Here is a 17,313-nt window from a genome sequence, read left to right on the forward strand (position 1 = left end):
AGATATCCGTCTAACCACCCATCAGACACGCTGCATGGCGGGGTGTTCCTGGTACTCGGCGGCCAGTCCGGGGATGTCGCCCGGCCACAGCGGCCTGGCGAAGTGGTAACCCTGGCCGTACTGGCAGCCCATGGCGTCCAGCGCGGCACGCTGGCCGGCCTCCTCGATTCCCTCGGCGACGACGGCGAGGTCGAGGTTGTGCGACAGGGTGACGATCGCGTCGACGAGCGCGTGCTGCTGACGGCTGTGCAGGATGTCGTCGATGAACGACTTGTCCAGCTTCAGCACATCCACCGGCATCTGACGCAGGTAGCTCAGCGACGAGTAACCCGTACCGAAATCGTCGATCGCGACGCGCACGCCCAGGGCCCGCAGCGCCTTGAGGTCGGCGATGACCTTGTCGGCGTCCTTGAGCACCAGGCTCTCGGTGATCTCCAGTAGCAGCCACTCGGGGCGTGCGCCGGTCTCCGCGAGGGCCTCGCGCACCCGGTCGGCGAAGTCCGCGGTACGGAACTGGCGCGCCGACACGTTCACGCTCACGTACCGCAGCGTGGTGTCCGGGTTCTCGTTCTTCCACTGCGAGAACTGCCGCAGCGCCTCCCGCAGCACCCAGGTGCCGATGCCGACGATCGCGCCGCTCTCCTCGGCCGCCTCCACGAAGTGGTACGGCCCGAGCAGCCCCTTCGCCGGATGCTGCCAGCGCACCAGCGCCTCCACGCCGCTGATCTTCTGGTCGACCAGCTCGACGATCGGCTGGAACTGGAGCACGAACTGCTCCTCCTCGATCGCCTCGTGCAGGGCCGTACGCATCTCGAGCCGCTGCATCATCGCGGTGTGCAGGTCGTTCTGGTACCGCTGCCAGCCGCCCTTGCCGTTGCCCTTGGCCAGGTACAGCGCCAGGTCGGCGTGCCGGAGCAGCTCGGTGGCGGTCTCGGCGTCCCGGTTGGTGGCGACGCCGACACTGCACTGGGCGCTGACCACGTGCGTGCCGCCGTTGTTGTCGGTCACCTCGACCGGGGTCGCCAGCGCCTCCAGCAGCTTCGCCGCCATCTGCTCGGCGGCGTCCACCGAGTCGCTCTGCTCGACCAGGACCGCGAACTCGTCGCCGCCCATCCGGGCCGCCGTGCTGCCGGTCCCGATGCTCGCCGAGATCCGCTCCGCCACGGCCAGCAGCAGCTGGTCGCCGGCCGCGTGCCCGAGGGTGTCGTTGACCTCCTTGAAGTCGTCGAGGTCGACGAAGAGCACGCCGAGGGTCGCGCCGTCGCGCTCGGCCACACAGAACGCCTGCTCCAGCCGGTCCCGGAACAGCACCCGGTTGGCGAGCCCGGTCAGGGCGTCGTGGAACGCCTGGTGGGTGAGGTCCTTCTCCAGGCCACGCCGCTCGGTCACGTCCCGCAGGGTCACCACGAGCCCGGCCACGGTCGGGTCGTTACGCAGGTCGCGCAGGTCGCACTCGATCTCCATGGGGCGGCCGCCCGCGCGTACCGCGGTCAGTTCGATGTCGTCGAGGTCGCCGACGCCGGACCGTACCCGGAACATGATCTCCCGCAGCGTGCCCTGCGAGTTCTCGGCGATCAGGCCGGACAGCGGGTCGCCGGTCGGGTCCTCGCCGAACAGCGCCTCGGCCGACGGGGTCGCGTACCGGATGGTGCCGTTGGCGTCCAGGATCAGGATGACGTCGGCCGCGCTCTGGATCAGCGTCCGGAACCAGGCCTCGCCCTCCCGGCGGCTCACCTCGGCGGTCAGCGAGATCCGTTCGAGCACCACGGCGATCTGCGAGCCGAGCGTCTCGAACGCCGGCAGCAGCAGGTGCAGCACCGGGTCGGACGCGCCGATGACCATCCGGCCGGTCCGGTGGCCGGACAGCGGCTGCGTCGCGTGCACGAGGTGCTTGAATCCGCCGGAGGAGAAGCCTTCGGGCAGGTCGGAGGCGGGCAGCAGGCGGACCAGGGTCTCGCCGGCGACGCCCTCGGCCGGGGGCAGGAACTGCAGGTGGTACGGCTGGTCGGCGGGCATCAGCGTGGCGACGGCCTCGCGGACCGCCGTCGTGACGTCCTCCTCGCTCGCCGCGGCGAACAGCAGCGTCCCCGCCTCGCGCAGCGCCCGTTCCCGGGCGCCGGCCTGCCGCTGTGCCCGGGCCAGGTCCGCGACCCGGGCCAGGACCAGCAGGAACATCGCCGCCGCGGCGGCCGCGATGATCGGGGCGTCGACGACGCCGCCGCGGGCGATCTCCGCCTCGCGTCCCTGCAGGTACTCCAGTGCCAGCACCGCGGGGGCGATCAGCGCCGCCGTGCTCAGCCAGAACAGCCGGTGGCTGCCCATGCCCGGGTTGGGGCGCTCGATCGGCTCGGACAGCGACCGCATGGACGGGCGCAGCGCCGAGTAGCCGATGGCCGAGTAGAAGACGATCCAGCCCAGGTCGACCGGCCCGCCCAGAGCCCACGCGCTGCTCAGCTGCGACTGGCCGTAGAACACGTCCGAGACCAGCAGGCCGAGCATGGCGACGCCGATGGTGGCCACCGAGTCCATCCGCTTGCCGGAGCCGGTGAACATCCGCAGGATGACCGACAGCACCAGCACGTCACCGAGCGGGTAGCCGATCGAGACGAGCTTCTCCAGCAGCGACAGGTGATCGGCGCGGGTGAACGGCGCGATCCAGTAGACCCAGGCCAGCAGGCCCAGGCCGACCGTGGGCACCAGGGCGTCCAGCAGTGCCGCCCGGTTGGCGTCCCCGCCGTTGCGGGCCCGGATCAGCATCAGCAGCCCGGCCGTCAGCAGCGGGTAGAACACCAGATAGAAGAAGTCGGCCAGGCCCGGGAAGGACGGCTCGTGGCCGAGAGCGAGAATCAGGTTGTAGGTGCTGTCGCCGGTCGTGAAACAGGCGATCGACATGCTGATCAGGTACCACGGCAGCTTCCGCCGCGGCTGGTGCATCCGGACGCCCAGCAGCACCGCGATCGCGCACGAGTAACCGAGCGCCGCCCAGCTGTACAGGTGGGCGTCCGGGAAGGCGTAGTAGACGCCGGTGATCACCAACGTCCAGGCGCCGAAGCACGCACGAGCCATTCGCGACGACAATGCGTACTCCGTTTCGTCGGGTGGCGATTTGCCGACCCGCCGAATCGGAGCCGCGACGCCTGACCTGAGGGCCCGGCCCCGCCCGCACCCGGACGGCAACCGTCAACCGGCCAGAGCGTCCACCAGCCGCCGCGCCGACCCGGCCAGGTTCCACCGCTCGGCGAGCGCGAGCAGCGCGTCCGGGTGGCGGGGCGACGCCGGGAGCGCCGGGTCGAACTCCGGCAGCGGTACGTCGGTGGCGACCTTGCAGACCGGCAGCGCCTTCGCGAGGTAGTCGCGCGAGGCGGCCAGTTTCGTCCGCACGCCCGGCGCGAAACCGGCGTCCGGGTCGTCCAGCGCGGCCACGATCTGCTCGACCCCGCCGTACCGCTCGATCAGCCGGGCCGCCGTCTTCTCGCCGACGCCGGCCACACCGGGCAGCCCGTCGCTCGGGTCGCCGCGCATCGCCGCGAAATCCGCGTACCAGCGCGCCTCGACGCCGTACTTCGCCATGACCAGCGCCTCGTCGGCGTCCTCGAGTTTCGCCACGCCCCGCCCGCAGTAGAGCAGCCGCGTCCCGCGCGCGTCGTCGACGAGCTGGAACAGGTCACGGTCGCCGGAGACCACCTCGACCGGCGCGGGCTGCCCGTGGGCCAGCGTGCCGAGCACGTCGTCGGCCTCGTAGTCCTTCACCCCGAACGCCGGGATCCCGATGGCGGCGAGGGTCTCCAGCAGGATCGGCACCTGCTTCTCCAGCGACGACGGCACCTCCTCGACGTCGCCATGGGCGACCCGGTGCTTCTTGTACGACGGCACGAGCTCCACCCGCCACGCCGGGCGCCAGTCCGCGTCCAGCGCGCAGACCAGCCGGTCCGGCTTACGGGTGCGGATCAGCTGGGCCAGCATGTCGAGGAACCCGCGGATCGCGTTGACCGGCTCGCCGGCCGCGGTCTGCGCCGCCTTCTCCGGGATCCCGTGGAACGCGCGGAAGTAGAGGCTGGGGGCGTCAACGGCCAATAGTGGTCGGCTCACCGCACCACCCTAATCGTCCCGGCCCTCCAAGGCGGCCGCCGCGTCGTCGCGATAGGTGCGCTGGCCGCGGAGGACGATCAGACTGCCAACGACCAAGGGCAACAGCACGACGGTGTACGCCCAGCGCAGCGACCCGGTGGTGTCGGAGGCGAGCCCGATCAGCCACGGTCCGAGCGCACCGCCGAGGGTGACCAGCATCTGCAGCACCGCGAAACCGAGACCGCGCCGGTGTGCCGCGACCACGTCGGCGTTGGCGGCGGTCAGGTTCGCGATGGCCCCCGCGAACCCGGCGTTGGCGAGGGTGAAGCAGATCGCCTGCGGCACGAGCACGGGCACGCTGACCGCCCCGGCCAGGAAGACCGTGCCGAACAGCAGTGACCAGCCGCCGATCGCGACCCGGTCGTGGTGCCGCCGATCGCCGAGCCAGCTGCCGGTCAGGATGCCGGCGACGATCCCGACCAGGCCGGCACCGCCGCCGACGGCCGCCGCGGACGCCTCGGCCAGCCCGAACTCGCGGGCGTAGAACGACGGCATCCAGAAGAAGAGCCCGCCCAGCCCGAAGAACAGGATGCTCAGGCCGATGATCACCGAGCGGAGGGTGCGGATGCGCAGCAGCGCCGCCAGCTGTGCCCGCATCGGGACCGTCGCGGCGGTGGCCCGCGGCTCGGCCGCCGGGGTGTCGTCGTACCAGCGGGAGAGCCGGTCGCCGACGCCGCGGACCGGTTCCCGGACGGTCAGCACGAGCAACGCGATCACGATGCCGGGCACCGCGACCAGGAAGAAGCCGGTGCGCCAGCCGACGGTCTGCGCCAGCGCGCCACCGGCGATCACGCCGATCGGCAGGCCCGCGAAGTAGGCCATCCGCTCGTAGCCGTAGGCCCGGGCCCGCCCCGGCCCGGGGTAGAGGTCGCCGAGCAGGCTGGACGACGGCGGGTTGTAGAGCTGACCGGCCGCCCCGAGCAGCACCCGCACCGCGAACAGTGTCGCGTAGGTGCCGGCCAGGCCGGTGCCGACGGTCAGCAGCGCCCACACTGCCACGATCGCGGAGATGATCCAGGTGCGCTTGCCGGTGTCGGCTAGCTTGCCGGCCGGCAGCAGCAGCACGATGGCGGCGATCGCCCCGGCGGTGGCGATGGCGCCGCCCTGGCTGTCGCTGAACCCGAACTCCCGCTGGATCGTCGGCAACGCCCCGGCCAGCAGGTTGTACTCGATGCGGTCGATGGCGGCGACCAGGGCGATGCAGATCGCCGGCCACCATCCGAACGGCGCTCCCGCGCCGCGCCGGACGGTGACCGGCGGTCGTCCCTCGTACGCCGTGACCTGTTTGATCCGCTCGGACTCCTCGGCGATCATGCGGGCACCTTACCTACGAGAAACGCTGTTCCGCTAGTGGAGACAGGGCTACTCGTTGTGCAGCACCCGCGCGATGCTCAGCCGGGCCGCCGACCGAGCCGGCAGCAGCGCCCCCACGATCGCGATCAGCACCCCGCTGACCACCATCAGCAGCAGCGTCACCGGATCCCAGATCTCCATCACGTAGTCCGGGAAGGTGACCTTCGCGGCCTCCGCGGCGAGCGGCACCACCAGCCGGTGCGCGGCCATCCCGAACGGTATGCCGATCAGCCCGCCGATCACGCCGAGCGCCGCCATCGAGGTGATCAGCATGGCGATCACCTGCCGTGGGGTCATCCCGATCGACTTGAGCATGCCCAGGTCACGGCGGCGGTCCTGGACGTTCAGCGCGACCGTGTTGAGCACCCCCAGCGCGGCGACCATGGCCAGCAGCACGGCCAGCACCGTGGAGAAACCCGTCACCACCACCGCGACATCCGTGGTGTCGCTGTTGTCCCAGACCGTCAGCCCCGGATCGGCCGCCCGCACCGCCGCCATGTACCCCTCGAGGTCCGCGCCCTCGGCCAGCTCGACCTGGTAGTAGAACTCGAACGGGTCGCCCTCGCCGAGGTCACGCCAGGAAGCGAACAGCCCGGCCCCGGGACCGGGCAGGCCCTGCACGGTCTCGCCGACGATCGTCACCGTCGTCCGGACCTCGGCGATCTCCAGGGTGAGCGTGTCGCCGACCTTCAGCCCACGCTTGTTGAGCAGCTCGGCGGAAGCCACCACCTCGTCCGCCCCGTCCAGCCAGCGGCCCTCCAGCAGCTGCTTCTGATAACCCATGGCAGCCGTGTCACCGCGGATGAAGTTGACGTGCACCGGTTCGCTCTGGCCGAGCGCCGGCACGGTGCGGCCGCGGGAGGCGCCGACCTTCGCGGCGCCCGGCGTGCTCCGCAGCAGCGCCTCCACCTCCTGGTCGGTACGGGTGGAGCTGGTCCGGTCGCGGTTCGGGCCCTCGAACCGCTCCGGGCGGACGCCGACGTCTCCGCCGGCCTCCGCGTCGATCCGGGACACCTCGAGCAGCGAGTCGGTCAGACCGGCCGTGAACGTCACCGTGGTCACGCCGAGCAGCAGCGACGCCAGGGTCAGTGCGGTCCGGCCGGGCCGGGCGAACGGCAGGCCCAGCCCGAGGCTGACCGAGCGCGGAAGTCGCGTACCGCCGAGGGCTCTCTGAACGCGCAGACCACGACCGCGTCGCGGCGCGCTGCCCGCGCTGATCGCCGCGGCGGCGGAGAGGCGGTGGGCCCGCAGCGCCGGAAGCAGCGCGGCCAGCAGGACCAGCGCGGGCACGCCCAGCAGCCCGGCCACCCACACCCACGGCTGCACGCCGGTGTCCTGGCCGTATCCCATGCCCTGGAACGTCTCGTTCAGCAGCGGATTCGCCCCCGCCACACCGAGTGCCGTGCCGAGCACCGCGCCGGCGGACGCCGGGACGGTGACCATGGTCAGGTAGACGGCGACCACCTGGCGCGGGGTGAACCCGAGCGACTTGAGCACCCCGATGTGCCGGAACCCGGAGATCACCGCACCGCTCACCACGTTGCCGACGATGATCACCGCGACCAGCAGCCCGAGGATCCCGAACGTGCCGAGGAACGGCAGGTAGACCCCGGCCGTCTCGGCGGCCTCCTCCTTGACCACGTGGTACGGCTGGGCGGCGAGCAGTGCCCCGCCGGGGAGCCCCGTGGCCACCCCGGTCAGCCGCTGCTGGACCGCCTCCCTGGTCGACACGTCCCCGGTGAACCGGTAGAGCATCTGAACGGCGGACGGTTTCAGGGCCACCGCCTGCTCCGGAGTCACCCAGCCGTCGGCGGTCGCGCTCACGCTGTACGCCCACCCGACGACGGTCAGCGGCACACCGTCCGCGGTGACGGTCCTGACCTCACTCATCGGGCCCAGCCGGAACGACGTCTCGTCCTCCGGGATCGCGGCCAGCACGATCTCGCCCGGAGCCGACACCCACCGGCCGCGCCACAGGTCGAGCCGGTCCACCTCGCCGCCCGGATCCGCCCGGCCGGTCAGGGCCAGCGGCCCCTGGAACATCGGGCCGTCCGTGCCGGTCCCCTCCACGGTCGCCTGCGCGAACGGCCCGGCCACCGCGGCCACACCGTCGCGCGCCGCGGTGAGCTGCGCGTCCGTCACCTTCGCCGGGTCGTACGCGGCGACCGCGTGCGGGCCACGCTGCTGCGCGAAGGCCCGATCGAACGGTGCCGACATGGCGTCCAGCAGGGCCAGCGACACCACCACGGTGGCCGTGCAGAACAACGCCACCAGCCCGATCACGAACGTCTGCAGCTTCCGCCGGCGCACCGCGGCCCGGGCGGTCGCCCACACGGCACTCATACCCGGTCCAGGGTCGACTCGCGGGCGATCCGGCCGTCGGCCAGCTCCACGAGACGGCTGGCGCAGCGGTGCGCGAGCCGCTCGTCGTGGGTCACGATCAGCAGCGTCTGCCCGATCTGGTTGAGGTCGATGAGCAGGTCCATCACCTGCTCGCCGGCCTTGCTGTCGAGCGCGCCGGTCGGCTCGTCGGCCAGCAGCAGGGCGGGCCGGTTCATCAGCGCGCGGGCCACCGCGACCCGCTGGCGCTCGCCGCCGGAGAGCGCGGCCGGATAGACGTCCCGCCGCCCCGCGATGCCCAGCTCGTCGAAGAGCTCCAGGGCCCGGCGCCGCGCGGTGGCCGCCGACGAACCGGTCAGCTGGGCGGCGAGGGCCACGTTGTCCAGGGCGGACAGATCGTCGAGCAGGTTGAAGAACTGGAAGATCATGCCGAGGTGGTGCCGGCGGAACAGCGCCAGCTTCGTCTCGTTCATCAGGTCCAGGCGCTCGCCGTGCACGTGCACCTCGCCGGCGGTGGGCCGGTCCAGGCCGGCGATCATGTTGAGCAGCGTGGACTTGCCGCACCCGGACGGGCCCATCACGGCGACCGCCTCACCCCGGCGGATCGTCAGCGACACCCCGTCCAGTGCGGCCGTCTCGCCGTACTCCTTGCGCACCTCGTCGAGCCGGACCACCGTCTCTGTCGTCATGGGACGGGACGCTACGGACCACCACCCGGGCGGGTCATCCACCTCCGGATCCCATCTCACCGCGGGGTCATCCCCGGGATGTACGCGGGACCCCGCCCCGGGTTGATGCGGCCCGGTGCGCCGCCGTGACAGGGTGTCGGACATGGAGACGGTGGCGCTCGTGGTGGCGGTCGCGGTCGCCGTGCCGCTCGCGGTCGCCGTCGCGCTCGCCGTGGCGCTGCGGCGGGCCCGGCTGCGCCACGAACGCGCGCTGGGGGAGCGCGGCTGGCTGCTGGAACGCGAGCGGGAGGCCGCCGCGCACGCGGCAGTCGGCGAGGAACGCGCACGGATCGCCCGCGAGCTGCACGACATCGTCAGCCACAACGTCAGCGTCATGATCGTCCAGGCGGGCGCGGCACGGGAGGTCCTGGCCACGATGCCCGACGAGGCGGGCGCGGCGCTCGCCGCGGTCGAGCGGGCCGGGCGCGACACGATGACCGAGCTGCGGCACCTGCTGGGCCTGCTGGCCCCGGCCGCCGACGGCGCCGACGCCGACGACCCGGCCGATCTGGCGCCTCAGCCGACCCTGGCGCGGCTCAGCCCGCTGGTCGACCGGATCGCGTTCGCCGGGCTGCCGGTCGAGGTGCGGATCTCCGGCGATCCGCGGCCGCTGCCGACCGGCATCGACGTCACGGCGTACCGGATCGTGCAGGAGGCGCTCACCAACGCCCTCAAGCACGGCTCCGGCGGCAAGGCCGAGGTCACCATCCGCTACGCCGAGCACGCCCTGCGGGTGGAGGTACTGACCACCGGCCCGAGCGTGCTCACCGGTGACGCCGTCCCGTCATCGCAGGCCGGTGACGGCGCCGGCCGCGGACTGGCCGGTCTGCGCGAGCGGGTCACCGTCTACGGCGGGGACCTGGACGCCCGCCGGCGCCTCGGCGGCGGTTACCGGGTGCGGGCCCGCCTGCCGCTGGACGCCTCATGACCGGCCCGCGTGTCCTGATCGTCGACGACCAGGAGCTGATCCGGACCGGGTTCCGGCTGATCCTGACGGCCCGTGGCATCGAGGTCGCCGGGGAGGCCGCCGACGGCGCGGCGGCGGTCGAGGCGGAGCGGCGCCTGCGCCCGGACGTGATCCTGATGGACATCCGGATGCCCGGCATGGACGGCATCGAGGCGGCCAAGCGGATCCTGGCCCGCTCCGCGGACTGCCGGATCCTGATGCTGACCACCTTCGACCTGGACCGGTACGTCTACGCCGCGCTCGCCGCCGGGGCCAGCGGCTTCCTGCTCAAGGACGTGACCGCCGACCACCTGGCCGCCGCGGTCCGGCTGGTCGGCACCGGTGACGCCCTGCTCGCCCCGTCGATCACCCGCCGGCTGGTGCAGCGGTTCGCCGCCGACGGCGGGACTCCGGCCGTGCACCGCGACCTGTCCGTCCTGACGCCGCGCGAGCTGGAGGTGCTCACCCTGATGGGCCGCGGCCTGTCCAACGCCGAGCTGGCCGGGTCGCTCACCCTCAGCGAGGCGACCGTGAAGACGCACGTGGCCCGGATCTTCTCGAAACTCGATCTGCGCGACCGCGCCCAGGCGGTCGTCGTGGCCTACGAGACCGGCCTTGTCACCCCCAGCGGTTAACGGGCGTTAAGCTGCCGGTATGACCGTGGATCGCATGCTTCCCACCCCTGAAGCGCACGACCTGCTCGACCTCACCACCGAGATCGCCACCCGCGAACTCGCCGGCAAGGCCGACGACTTCGAGGCGCGCGGCGAGTTCCCCCGCGAGGTCCTGCGGACCCTGGGCCGCTCCGGGCTGCTCGGACTGCCCTACCCCGAGGCCGACGGTGGCGCGGCCCAGCCGTACGAGGTGTATGTCCAGGTCCTGGAGATCCTGGCGGGGACCTGGCTGGGCATCGCCGAGGCGGTCAGCGTGCACACCCTGTCCTGTTTCCCGGTCGCCGGGTTCGGCACCGAGAAGCAGCGGGCCATGCTCCCGGACATGCTGGGCGGGGAACTGCTCGGGGCGTACGCCCTCTCCGAACCGCAGGGCGGCAGTGACGCGGCCGCCCTGACGACCCGCGCGGTCGCCGAAGGCGAGGAATACGTGGTGACCGGCACGAAGGCCTGGATCACCCACAGCGGCCACGCCGACTTCTACAACATCTTCTGCCGCACCGGCGGCCCGGGCGCCCGCGGCATCTCCTGCCTGCTCGTCGACGCCGACACCGTCGGCCTGCTGCCGCAGACGCCGGAGAAGCTGATGGGCCTGCGCTCGTCGGCGCCCGCCGCGCTCGTGCTGGACGGCGCCCGCGTCCCGCGCGAACGCCTGGTCGGCACCGAGAACGAGGGTTTCGCCATCGCCATGAAGGCGCTCGACTCGGGGCGGCTCGGCATCGCCGCGTGCGCGGTCGGGCTGGCCCAGGCCGCCGTCGACTACGCGACCGGTTACGCGAAGGAGCGCGAGCAGTTCGGCAAGCCGATCGCCCAGTTCCAGGGCATCGGCTTCATGCTGGCCGACATGGCCACCCAGGTGTCCGCTGCCCGCGCGCTGCTGCTGCACGCGGCCCGCCTCAAGGACGCCGGACGGCCGTTCTCCATCGAGGCCGCCAAGGCGAAACTGTTCGCCACCGACGTGGCCATGAAGGTCACCACCGACGCGGTGCAGGTTCTCGGCGGCGCCGGGTACGTCTCCGACCACCCGGTGGAGCGCTGGTTCCGCGAGGCGAAGGTGCTGCAGATCGTCGAGGGCACCAACCAGATCCAGCGACTGGTGATCGCGCGTTCCATGACCGCCTGATCGATCCCTATGATCACTGCCGACACGGGGGAGTGGTCATGGGGCAGCGCGGTCGGGTCATCGGGCCCGCGGAGATCGTCGGCATCGCGGTGGTCGCCGTCCTGGTGCTGGTGGCCGTCGGTCACCGCACCGGATGGACGTGGCCGGGAACGACCGGTGAAGCCGCCACGGCCTCGGAACCGGTGACCGCGGCGGTCTGGCTGCGCGGCACGCCGGCCGAGGCCTATCCGCTGGGCGCGGCGGGCATCACCCTGCCCGCCGCGACGGCCGTTCCCGGTTTCAGCGCCGCCGAGGTGGGGTCCGCGCTCGGCAAGGTCCGCGCCGCGATGATCGCCGGCCGGCTGGACCAGCGGATGCTCACCGGCCACGACATGACGGGGTTCCTCGGACTGCTGGCCCCGGCCGCCCGCGACCAGACCGCGAAGCACTTCACCGCCCAGCAGCTCACGTCGATCGCCACCAGGATCGACCCGGCCGCGAAGCTCGATCCGGCCGAACAACCGCGGGTCAGCGGTCGGATGACCGTCGCGGGCACCCGCAGCGACGGGGTCGACCGGCTCCAGATCACCACGAACTTCGTCTGGGTGTACGCGTTCAACGCCGGCAACCCGCCGGTCGCGGCCGTGCACGACGAGATCCTCTGGGAGGTGCCGAAGGCCGCGAACCTGCGCCCGGACGACCAGGGCCTCTGGGTGCGCCAGGCCGAGTCGTACTCCGCGTGGATGGACTGCGACGCGTACCGCAAGGGCCTGCTCGCACCGGGTGGCGCGACACCGGTCGCCGGGACGGGCGCGGACGGGGACCCGGAGGACGTGCTGCGCGCCGATCACGGGTTCGACAAGGTACGCGGCACGTGCTGACCGGTCCGCCGCTGGCCCGTACGTGACCGATCGGTAATGTGACGCCGTGGAAGAGATCGACCGGGCGATCATCTCGGCCCTGACCGCGGACGGCCGCTTGTCGTACACCGATCTGGCCGAACGGGTGGGCCTCAGCGTCTCCGCCGTGCACCAGCGTGTCCGGCGGCTCGAACAGCGTGGTGTGATCAACGGGTACACGGCCAAGGTGTCCTACGAGGCGCTGGACCTGCCGCTGACGGCGTTCGTGGCGATCCGCCCGTTCGACCCGTCCCAGCCCGACGACGCCCCGGACCGTCTGGCCCACCTGTCCGAGATCGACTCCTGCTATTCGGTGGCGGGCGAGGACTTCTACATGCTTCTGGTACGGGTGAAGAGCCCCGCCGATCTGGAACGGCTCCTGCAGGACATCCGTACGGCCGCGAACGTCACCACCCGGACCACGGTGGTGCTGTCCACGCCGTACGAGAATCGCCCGCCCCGCATCGGCTGACTTCTCGTCGTGGAGAGCCTGACCAAGAACCGTCAGACGCCGGCCACCCTGCGGGCGATGATCGAGCGCGCCTACGGCCCCGATGAGGTCCCCGGCCCGGCCACCGACTGGTGCACCGAGCTGGGCCACGGCTGGTTCAACGTCGCCTACCGGATCCGGCTGCGCTCCGGCGCCCTCGTCGTGCTGAAGATCGCCCCGCCGCCCGGCGTCGAGGTGATGACGTACGAGCGCGGCGCGATGGCCACCGAGCTGGCCGCGCTGGAGCTGATCCGCGCGCACACGACGGTCCCGGTTCCCGCCGTCGACTTCGCCGACCGCAGCCGTGAGTTGTGCGACGCCGACTGGTTCGCCATGCCGTTCATCGACGGTGACAACCTCGGCATGCTCCGCGACACCCTCACGGCGGCCGAGCGCGACGCCTACCAGGAGCAGCTCGGCGCGGCGACGGCCGAGCTGAACACCATCCGCGGGACTGCGTTCGGCCCGCTGACCGGCCCCGGCTCGGACAGCTGGCGAACGGTCTTCACCGCGATGATCGGCAGCGTCCTCGACGACGGCGAACGCCGCGGCGTCGGCCTCGGCCACTCGTATGCCGGGCTGCGGGCCCTGATCGAGAGCCGCGCGGACAGTCTCGACGAGGTGACCGAGCCGCGTTTCGTCGAATGGGACCTGTGGGACAACAACGCCATGGTCCGCGACGGCCGGATCGTCGCGATCATCGACCACGAGCGGGCCTTCTGGGGCGACCCGCTGATCGAGGCCGGGTTCACCGCCAGTGAGCTGCCCGCCTTCGGCGATTCAAAGGCCTTCATGCGTGGGTACGGCCACGCGCCCCTCACCCCCGTCGAGCAGATCAGGCGCCGCCTCTACGGCCTCTACCTGGCCCTGATCATGGTGATCGAGACCGAGTATCGCGTCATGACCGACCCTGGCCACCTGGCCTGGGTCCGCGCCCGCCTCGACGAGGCCGTCGCTCTCGTCACCGCCACCTGACCCGGCCGCCGGTTCCGTCGGACCGGCCGGGCCCCGGGCTCACGTCCGGCTGACCTGGTGCCGGCGACCTGACCGCGATTCCGGGCGGGGACCATGGCGATCGAGGTATTGAAATACACTCCCGCCCATGATCCACTTTGTTGGACGGCGGGCATGTCTCGCCGTCGTGACGGCGTTGTCTCTGACCGCCGTGGCAGTTCCCTTTCCCGCTGACGCGTTCGCGGCGCGAACCACCGCGCTGAACCCACTCGCCACTTTCACGGACACCGATCCGGAGACGGTGGCATCTCGGGAGGCCCGCCGGACCGGCCGGCCCGTGGAGGTCGAGGCGCTCGGCTCCGAGACGACGCGGGTGGTCGCGAACCCGGATGGCAGCTTCACCGCCGATGTTCACGTCGGTCCGTCCCGGTTCCGGGACGAGTCGGGCAACTGGCGGACCGTGGATCTCCGCCTGGAGAAGCGTGCCGACGGAACGGTGGCTCCCAAGGCACACCCGCGTGGCCTGGTCCTGGCGGGTGCGGCGGGCGAGGGCACGCACGACCTGGCCCGTGTCGCCTCCGGTCCGGCCGCGCTGTCTCTCGGCTGGGAGGGCACGCTGCCCGACCCGGATCTCGAGGGCACCAAGGCGACCTACGAGGAGGTGCGTCCCGGCATCGACCTCGTGCTCGAGGTGACCCGTACCGGCTTCGAGCAGTTTCTCGTGGTCAAGAACCGGGATGCGGCCGCCGGGGTCAAGAGTCTGGCCATGCCGTGGCGTACGGAGAATCTGACGCCGCACGCCACCAGCGGTGGCGGCCTGGAACTGCGGGACGCGCAGGGCCGCTACGTCGGTCACGTGCCGGCCGCCGAGATGTGGGACGCGTCTACGGGCGTGAAGTCGGGCGAGAACCTCCGGCGCGCGCCGGTGGGAATGAGCGTCCGCAAAGCGGAGCGGACGTCCGCCCTCTCGCTGTCGCCTCAGGAGTCCTTCCTGAACGACCCGAGGACGAAGTACCCGGTGACGATCGACCCGGCTCCCACCCTCAAGCCGGGCTTCGACGCCTTCGTGCAGAACAGCTTCAACAGCGACCAGTCGGCGTCCAAGGAGCTGAAGCTGGGCTACGTCGAGGAGGGTGGCGTCTTCAAGGCACGCTCCTTCCTGCGCTGGTCGACGAGCGTCCTGCGCGGCAAGCAGGTCACCGCCGCCACGATGTACCTCTGGAACCACTGGTCGTACTCGTGTGACGCCGCGAAGTGGCAGGTGTGGATCACCGGGGGCGTCGGCACCAGCACGAATTGGGACAACCAGCCCGCGTGGGGCGGCACCGGGAAACCCGTCGTGGAATCGACCATGACGAAGGGCTACGGAGTCGGCAACTGTGGCGACGGATATGTCACGGCCAACGTCCGGAGCACCTTCCAGTGGGCCGCCGAGAACAACGCCTCCACGCTGACGACCGGCATCCGGGCGTCCCAGGCGGACGAGGACAACGGCAACCAGAAGACCTGGAAGCGGTTCTCCTCGTCCGAGGGCGAGAAGGACCCCTACATCTCGATCACGTACAACTCGAAGCCGAACGTGCCCACCGAGTTGAGCGTCGGCGGCAAGCGATGCGAATCGGGCCAGCCTCAGGTCTTCGTCTCGCGTACGCCGTACTTCCCGAACGTTCAGGCGAAGGTGACCGACCCGGACGGTACCGAGCGGACCCTGCGAGCCCAGTTCTACCTCGCGGAGAAGGGCAAGGCCCTCCCCACCGCCCCGACCATGCAGGACGACGCCACGAACGGCACCTACGCCATCAAGCCCATTCCGAGCGGGTTCCCCCTGACGGAGAACGTCACCTATGTCATGCGGGTCGCGAACACCGACGGCCTCGACACCTCGGATCTGTCGGCGACCTGTGAGTTCACCGTGGACAGCGCAGGCCCCGCCAAGCCGCCGACGGTGACCTCCACGATCTATCCCGAGTGTGTTCCGGCGGTCTGCAACACCGGTGGCAGCGCGGGAAGCAGCGGTGAGTTCCAGTTCGGCCCCAACGGCGTCACCGATGTGAAGAGGTATCGCTACTGGTTCGACGGGGGCGCGAAGGTGGAGGTGACCGCGGCGACCGGAGGAGCGGTCACCAGCGTTCAGGTCGCCCCGCCGCTGGCGCAGAGTGGTCTGCACATCGACGACCTCGCCATCGGCGGCCAGCGCGTCCTCCACGTGGAGAGCGTCGACCAGGCCGGGCGTTCGAGCGCCGAGTACCGCAACGAGACGCAGCCCGACGAGGCCGCCGGTTACAGCATGCTCGTCGGCACCGCTCAGCCGGAGTTCGCCCGATGGAAGCTCGACGAGCCGGCGGGTTCGACGACGCTCGCGGACTCGGCCGGTAACGGCAGGACGCTGTCGGTGAGCGCCACCGGCATGTCCAAGTCGGCCATGGGATCCGGCGACGGTGGTTCCGCCTTCACCTTCGACGGGGTCAACGGTGTGGCCGAAGGTGCGATGATCTTCAATCCGGCCCAGAACGTGACCGTCGGAGCCAACGTCCGCCTGACGGCGAAGTCGGCGGACCGAGTGGTCTTCCAGCAGGCACGACGGCAGGGAGGCTTCGGCGAATTCCTGCCTTATGCGTACTTCACGCTCTTCTACGACTCCGCAGTCGACCGCTGGTGCGTGCAGACCTCCGAGTCCGCCTCGAAGGTGGTGGTCGACCAACCGAAGACCTGGATCAACAAGCGGACCGTGTGTTCCGTCGTCTCGCCGCAGCTGTCGGTATGGACAAGCCTGTACGCCACCCTCGACGCGGGCACCAAGAAGCTCGACCTGTACGTCGACGGCGTCCGGGTGGGAGTGGACAACACCGCGGGATCAGCACCCCTCCCGCCCATCAACAGCCAATCGCTGCAGTACACCCGGCTCGGCGCCGGCGGCTACAACGTCGGTGCCTTCAAAGGTGAGATCGACGAGGTTCGCCTGTGGAACCGTATGCTGCACCCGGACGAGGTCGCCGCGGCGGCGGTGTTCGAGTCCGGCCGGTGGGATCTGGACGGCAACGGATTCGACTCGGCGCCGACGCCGAGCCCCCGCGACCTGGAGAACCCGGCCGTGAACGAGGAGTGGTGGCTGGAGGTCGGCCACCAGGAGGGTGATGCGGGCTCCGTCCGGCTCGCCGACAAGCGGTTCCTGACCACGTCGGGGCCGGTGATCCGTACCGACCAGTCCTTCACCGCCTCGGCATGGGTGAACCTGTCGTCACCGGAACTCGCCACCAAGGCCGCCGTTTCGCAGGACGGTACCTACAAGGGCGGTTTCTTCCTGGGAGCGCGCGAGTTCGGTACCGGTGTCCGGTGGGCCTTCACCATGGCGGGCGCGGACGCGACCACGTCGGACCCGGTACTCCACGCGGAGAGCGCGTCGCCTCTGGTGGACGAGGACACCGGCACCTGGGTGCACCTGGTCGGCGTCTACGACGCACCCGCGCAGCAGATGCGGTTGTACGTCGACGGTCAGCTGATCAAGTCGACGGCCCGGACACCGCGCTGGAACGCCGGTGGCCCACTCGCCGTCGGCCGTTACCGCTGGCACGGCTCGAATCTGGGCGTGTACGACGCGGACTTCTGGACCGGTGGCATCGACGCGGTCCGCGTCTTTGCCGGGACGTTGAGCCCCACCCTTGTCGCTCGCCTTCACGCCACCACGGACGGCCGACTCTGATG

The 17,313-nt window shown here is 71.2% G+C and carries 12 protein-coding genes; 7 read left to right on the forward strand and 5 right to left on the reverse strand.

All coding sequences use genetic code 11. The features are described from left to right. Positions 1–21 precede the first annotated feature (21 nt). The 5 genes from CLV67_RS44290 to CLV67_RS44310 all read right to left on the reverse strand — a co-directional run bounded on the left by CLV67_RS44290 (position 22) and on the right by CLV67_RS44310 (position 8,510). The gene (locus tag CLV67_RS44290; protein WP_106329812.1) at positions 22–3,066 is read right to left on the reverse strand and encodes a putative bifunctional diguanylate cyclase/phosphodiesterase; all 3,045 of its coding nucleotides are present in this window, start codon (positions 3,064–3,066) and stop codon (positions 22–24) included. Between the two features lie 114 nt (positions 3,067–3,180). After that, the gene (locus CLV67_RS44295; RefSeq protein WP_106329814.1) at positions 3,181–4,089 is read right to left on the reverse strand and encodes a 5'-3' exonuclease; all 909 of its coding nucleotides are present in this window, start codon (positions 4,087–4,089) and stop codon (positions 3,181–3,183) included. Between the two features lie 9 nt (positions 4,090–4,098). Continuing rightward, positions 4,099–5,442 (reverse strand): MFS transporter, encoded by a 1,344-nt coding sequence (locus CLV67_RS44300; protein ID WP_106329816.1) that lies wholly within the window; start codon positions 5,440–5,442, stop codon positions 4,099–4,101. 48 nt (positions 5,443–5,490) lie between these two features. Then, on the reverse strand, positions 5,491–7,824 hold the full coding sequence (locus tag CLV67_RS44305) for an ABC transporter permease (RefSeq protein WP_106329818.1): 2,334 nt from the start codon (positions 7,822–7,824) through the stop codon (positions 5,491–5,493). After that, a complete protein-coding gene (locus CLV67_RS44310; RefSeq protein ID WP_106329820.1) occupies positions 7,821–8,510 on the reverse strand; it encodes an ABC transporter ATP-binding protein in 690 nt (229 codons plus the stop codon). The genes CLV67_RS44305 and CLV67_RS44310 overlap by 4 nt, the downstream gene beginning before the upstream one ends. A gap of 142 nt (positions 8,511–8,652) precedes the next feature. Between CLV67_RS44310 and CLV67_RS44315 the strand changes: the two genes are divergently transcribed. From CLV67_RS44315 to CLV67_RS44345, 7 genes are all read left to right on the forward strand, one after another. Next, a complete protein-coding gene (locus CLV67_RS44315; protein WP_106329822.1) occupies positions 8,653–9,477 on the forward strand; it encodes a sensor histidine kinase in 825 nt (274 codons plus the stop codon). Further along, a complete protein-coding gene (locus CLV67_RS44320; protein WP_106329824.1) occupies positions 9,474–10,130 on the forward strand; it encodes a response regulator in 657 nt (218 codons plus the stop codon). Before CLV67_RS44315 ends, CLV67_RS44320 begins: the two co-directional genes overlap by 4 nt. Positions 10,131–10,149: 19 nt before the next feature. Continuing rightward, the gene (locus tag CLV67_RS44325) at positions 10,150–11,289 is read left to right on the forward strand and encodes an acyl-CoA dehydrogenase family protein (protein ID WP_106329825.1); all 1,140 of its coding nucleotides are present in this window, start codon (positions 10,150–10,152) and stop codon (positions 11,287–11,289) included. 38 nt (positions 11,290–11,327) lie between these two features. After that, the gene (locus CLV67_RS44330; protein ID WP_106329827.1) at positions 11,328–12,149 is read left to right on the forward strand and encodes a hypothetical protein; all 822 of its coding nucleotides are present in this window, start codon (positions 11,328–11,330) and stop codon (positions 12,147–12,149) included. A gap of 46 nt (positions 12,150–12,195) precedes the next feature. After that, positions 12,196–12,639, forward strand: a complete 444-nt coding sequence (locus tag CLV67_RS44335) for an Lrp/AsnC family transcriptional regulator (protein ID WP_106329829.1) — start codon at positions 12,196–12,198, stop codon at positions 12,637–12,639. Positions 12,640–12,648: 9 nt separating this feature from the next. Next, complete coding sequence (locus tag CLV67_RS44340; protein WP_106329831.1) at positions 12,649–13,632, forward strand: phosphotransferase family protein; 984 nt, start codon at positions 12,649–12,651, stop codon at positions 13,630–13,632. A gap of 127 nt (positions 13,633–13,759) precedes the next feature. After that, the gene (locus CLV67_RS44345) at positions 13,760–17,311 is read left to right on the forward strand and encodes a LamG-like jellyroll fold domain-containing protein (protein WP_146169543.1); all 3,552 of its coding nucleotides are present in this window, start codon (positions 13,760–13,762) and stop codon (positions 17,309–17,311) included. The last annotated feature ends 2 nt before the right edge of the window (positions 17,312–17,313 follow it).

The sequence above is a fragment of the Actinoplanes italicus genome (assembly GCF_003001815.1).
GTDB classification, from domain to species: Bacteria; Actinomycetota; Actinomycetes; order Mycobacteriales; family Micromonosporaceae; genus Actinoplanes; species Actinoplanes italicus.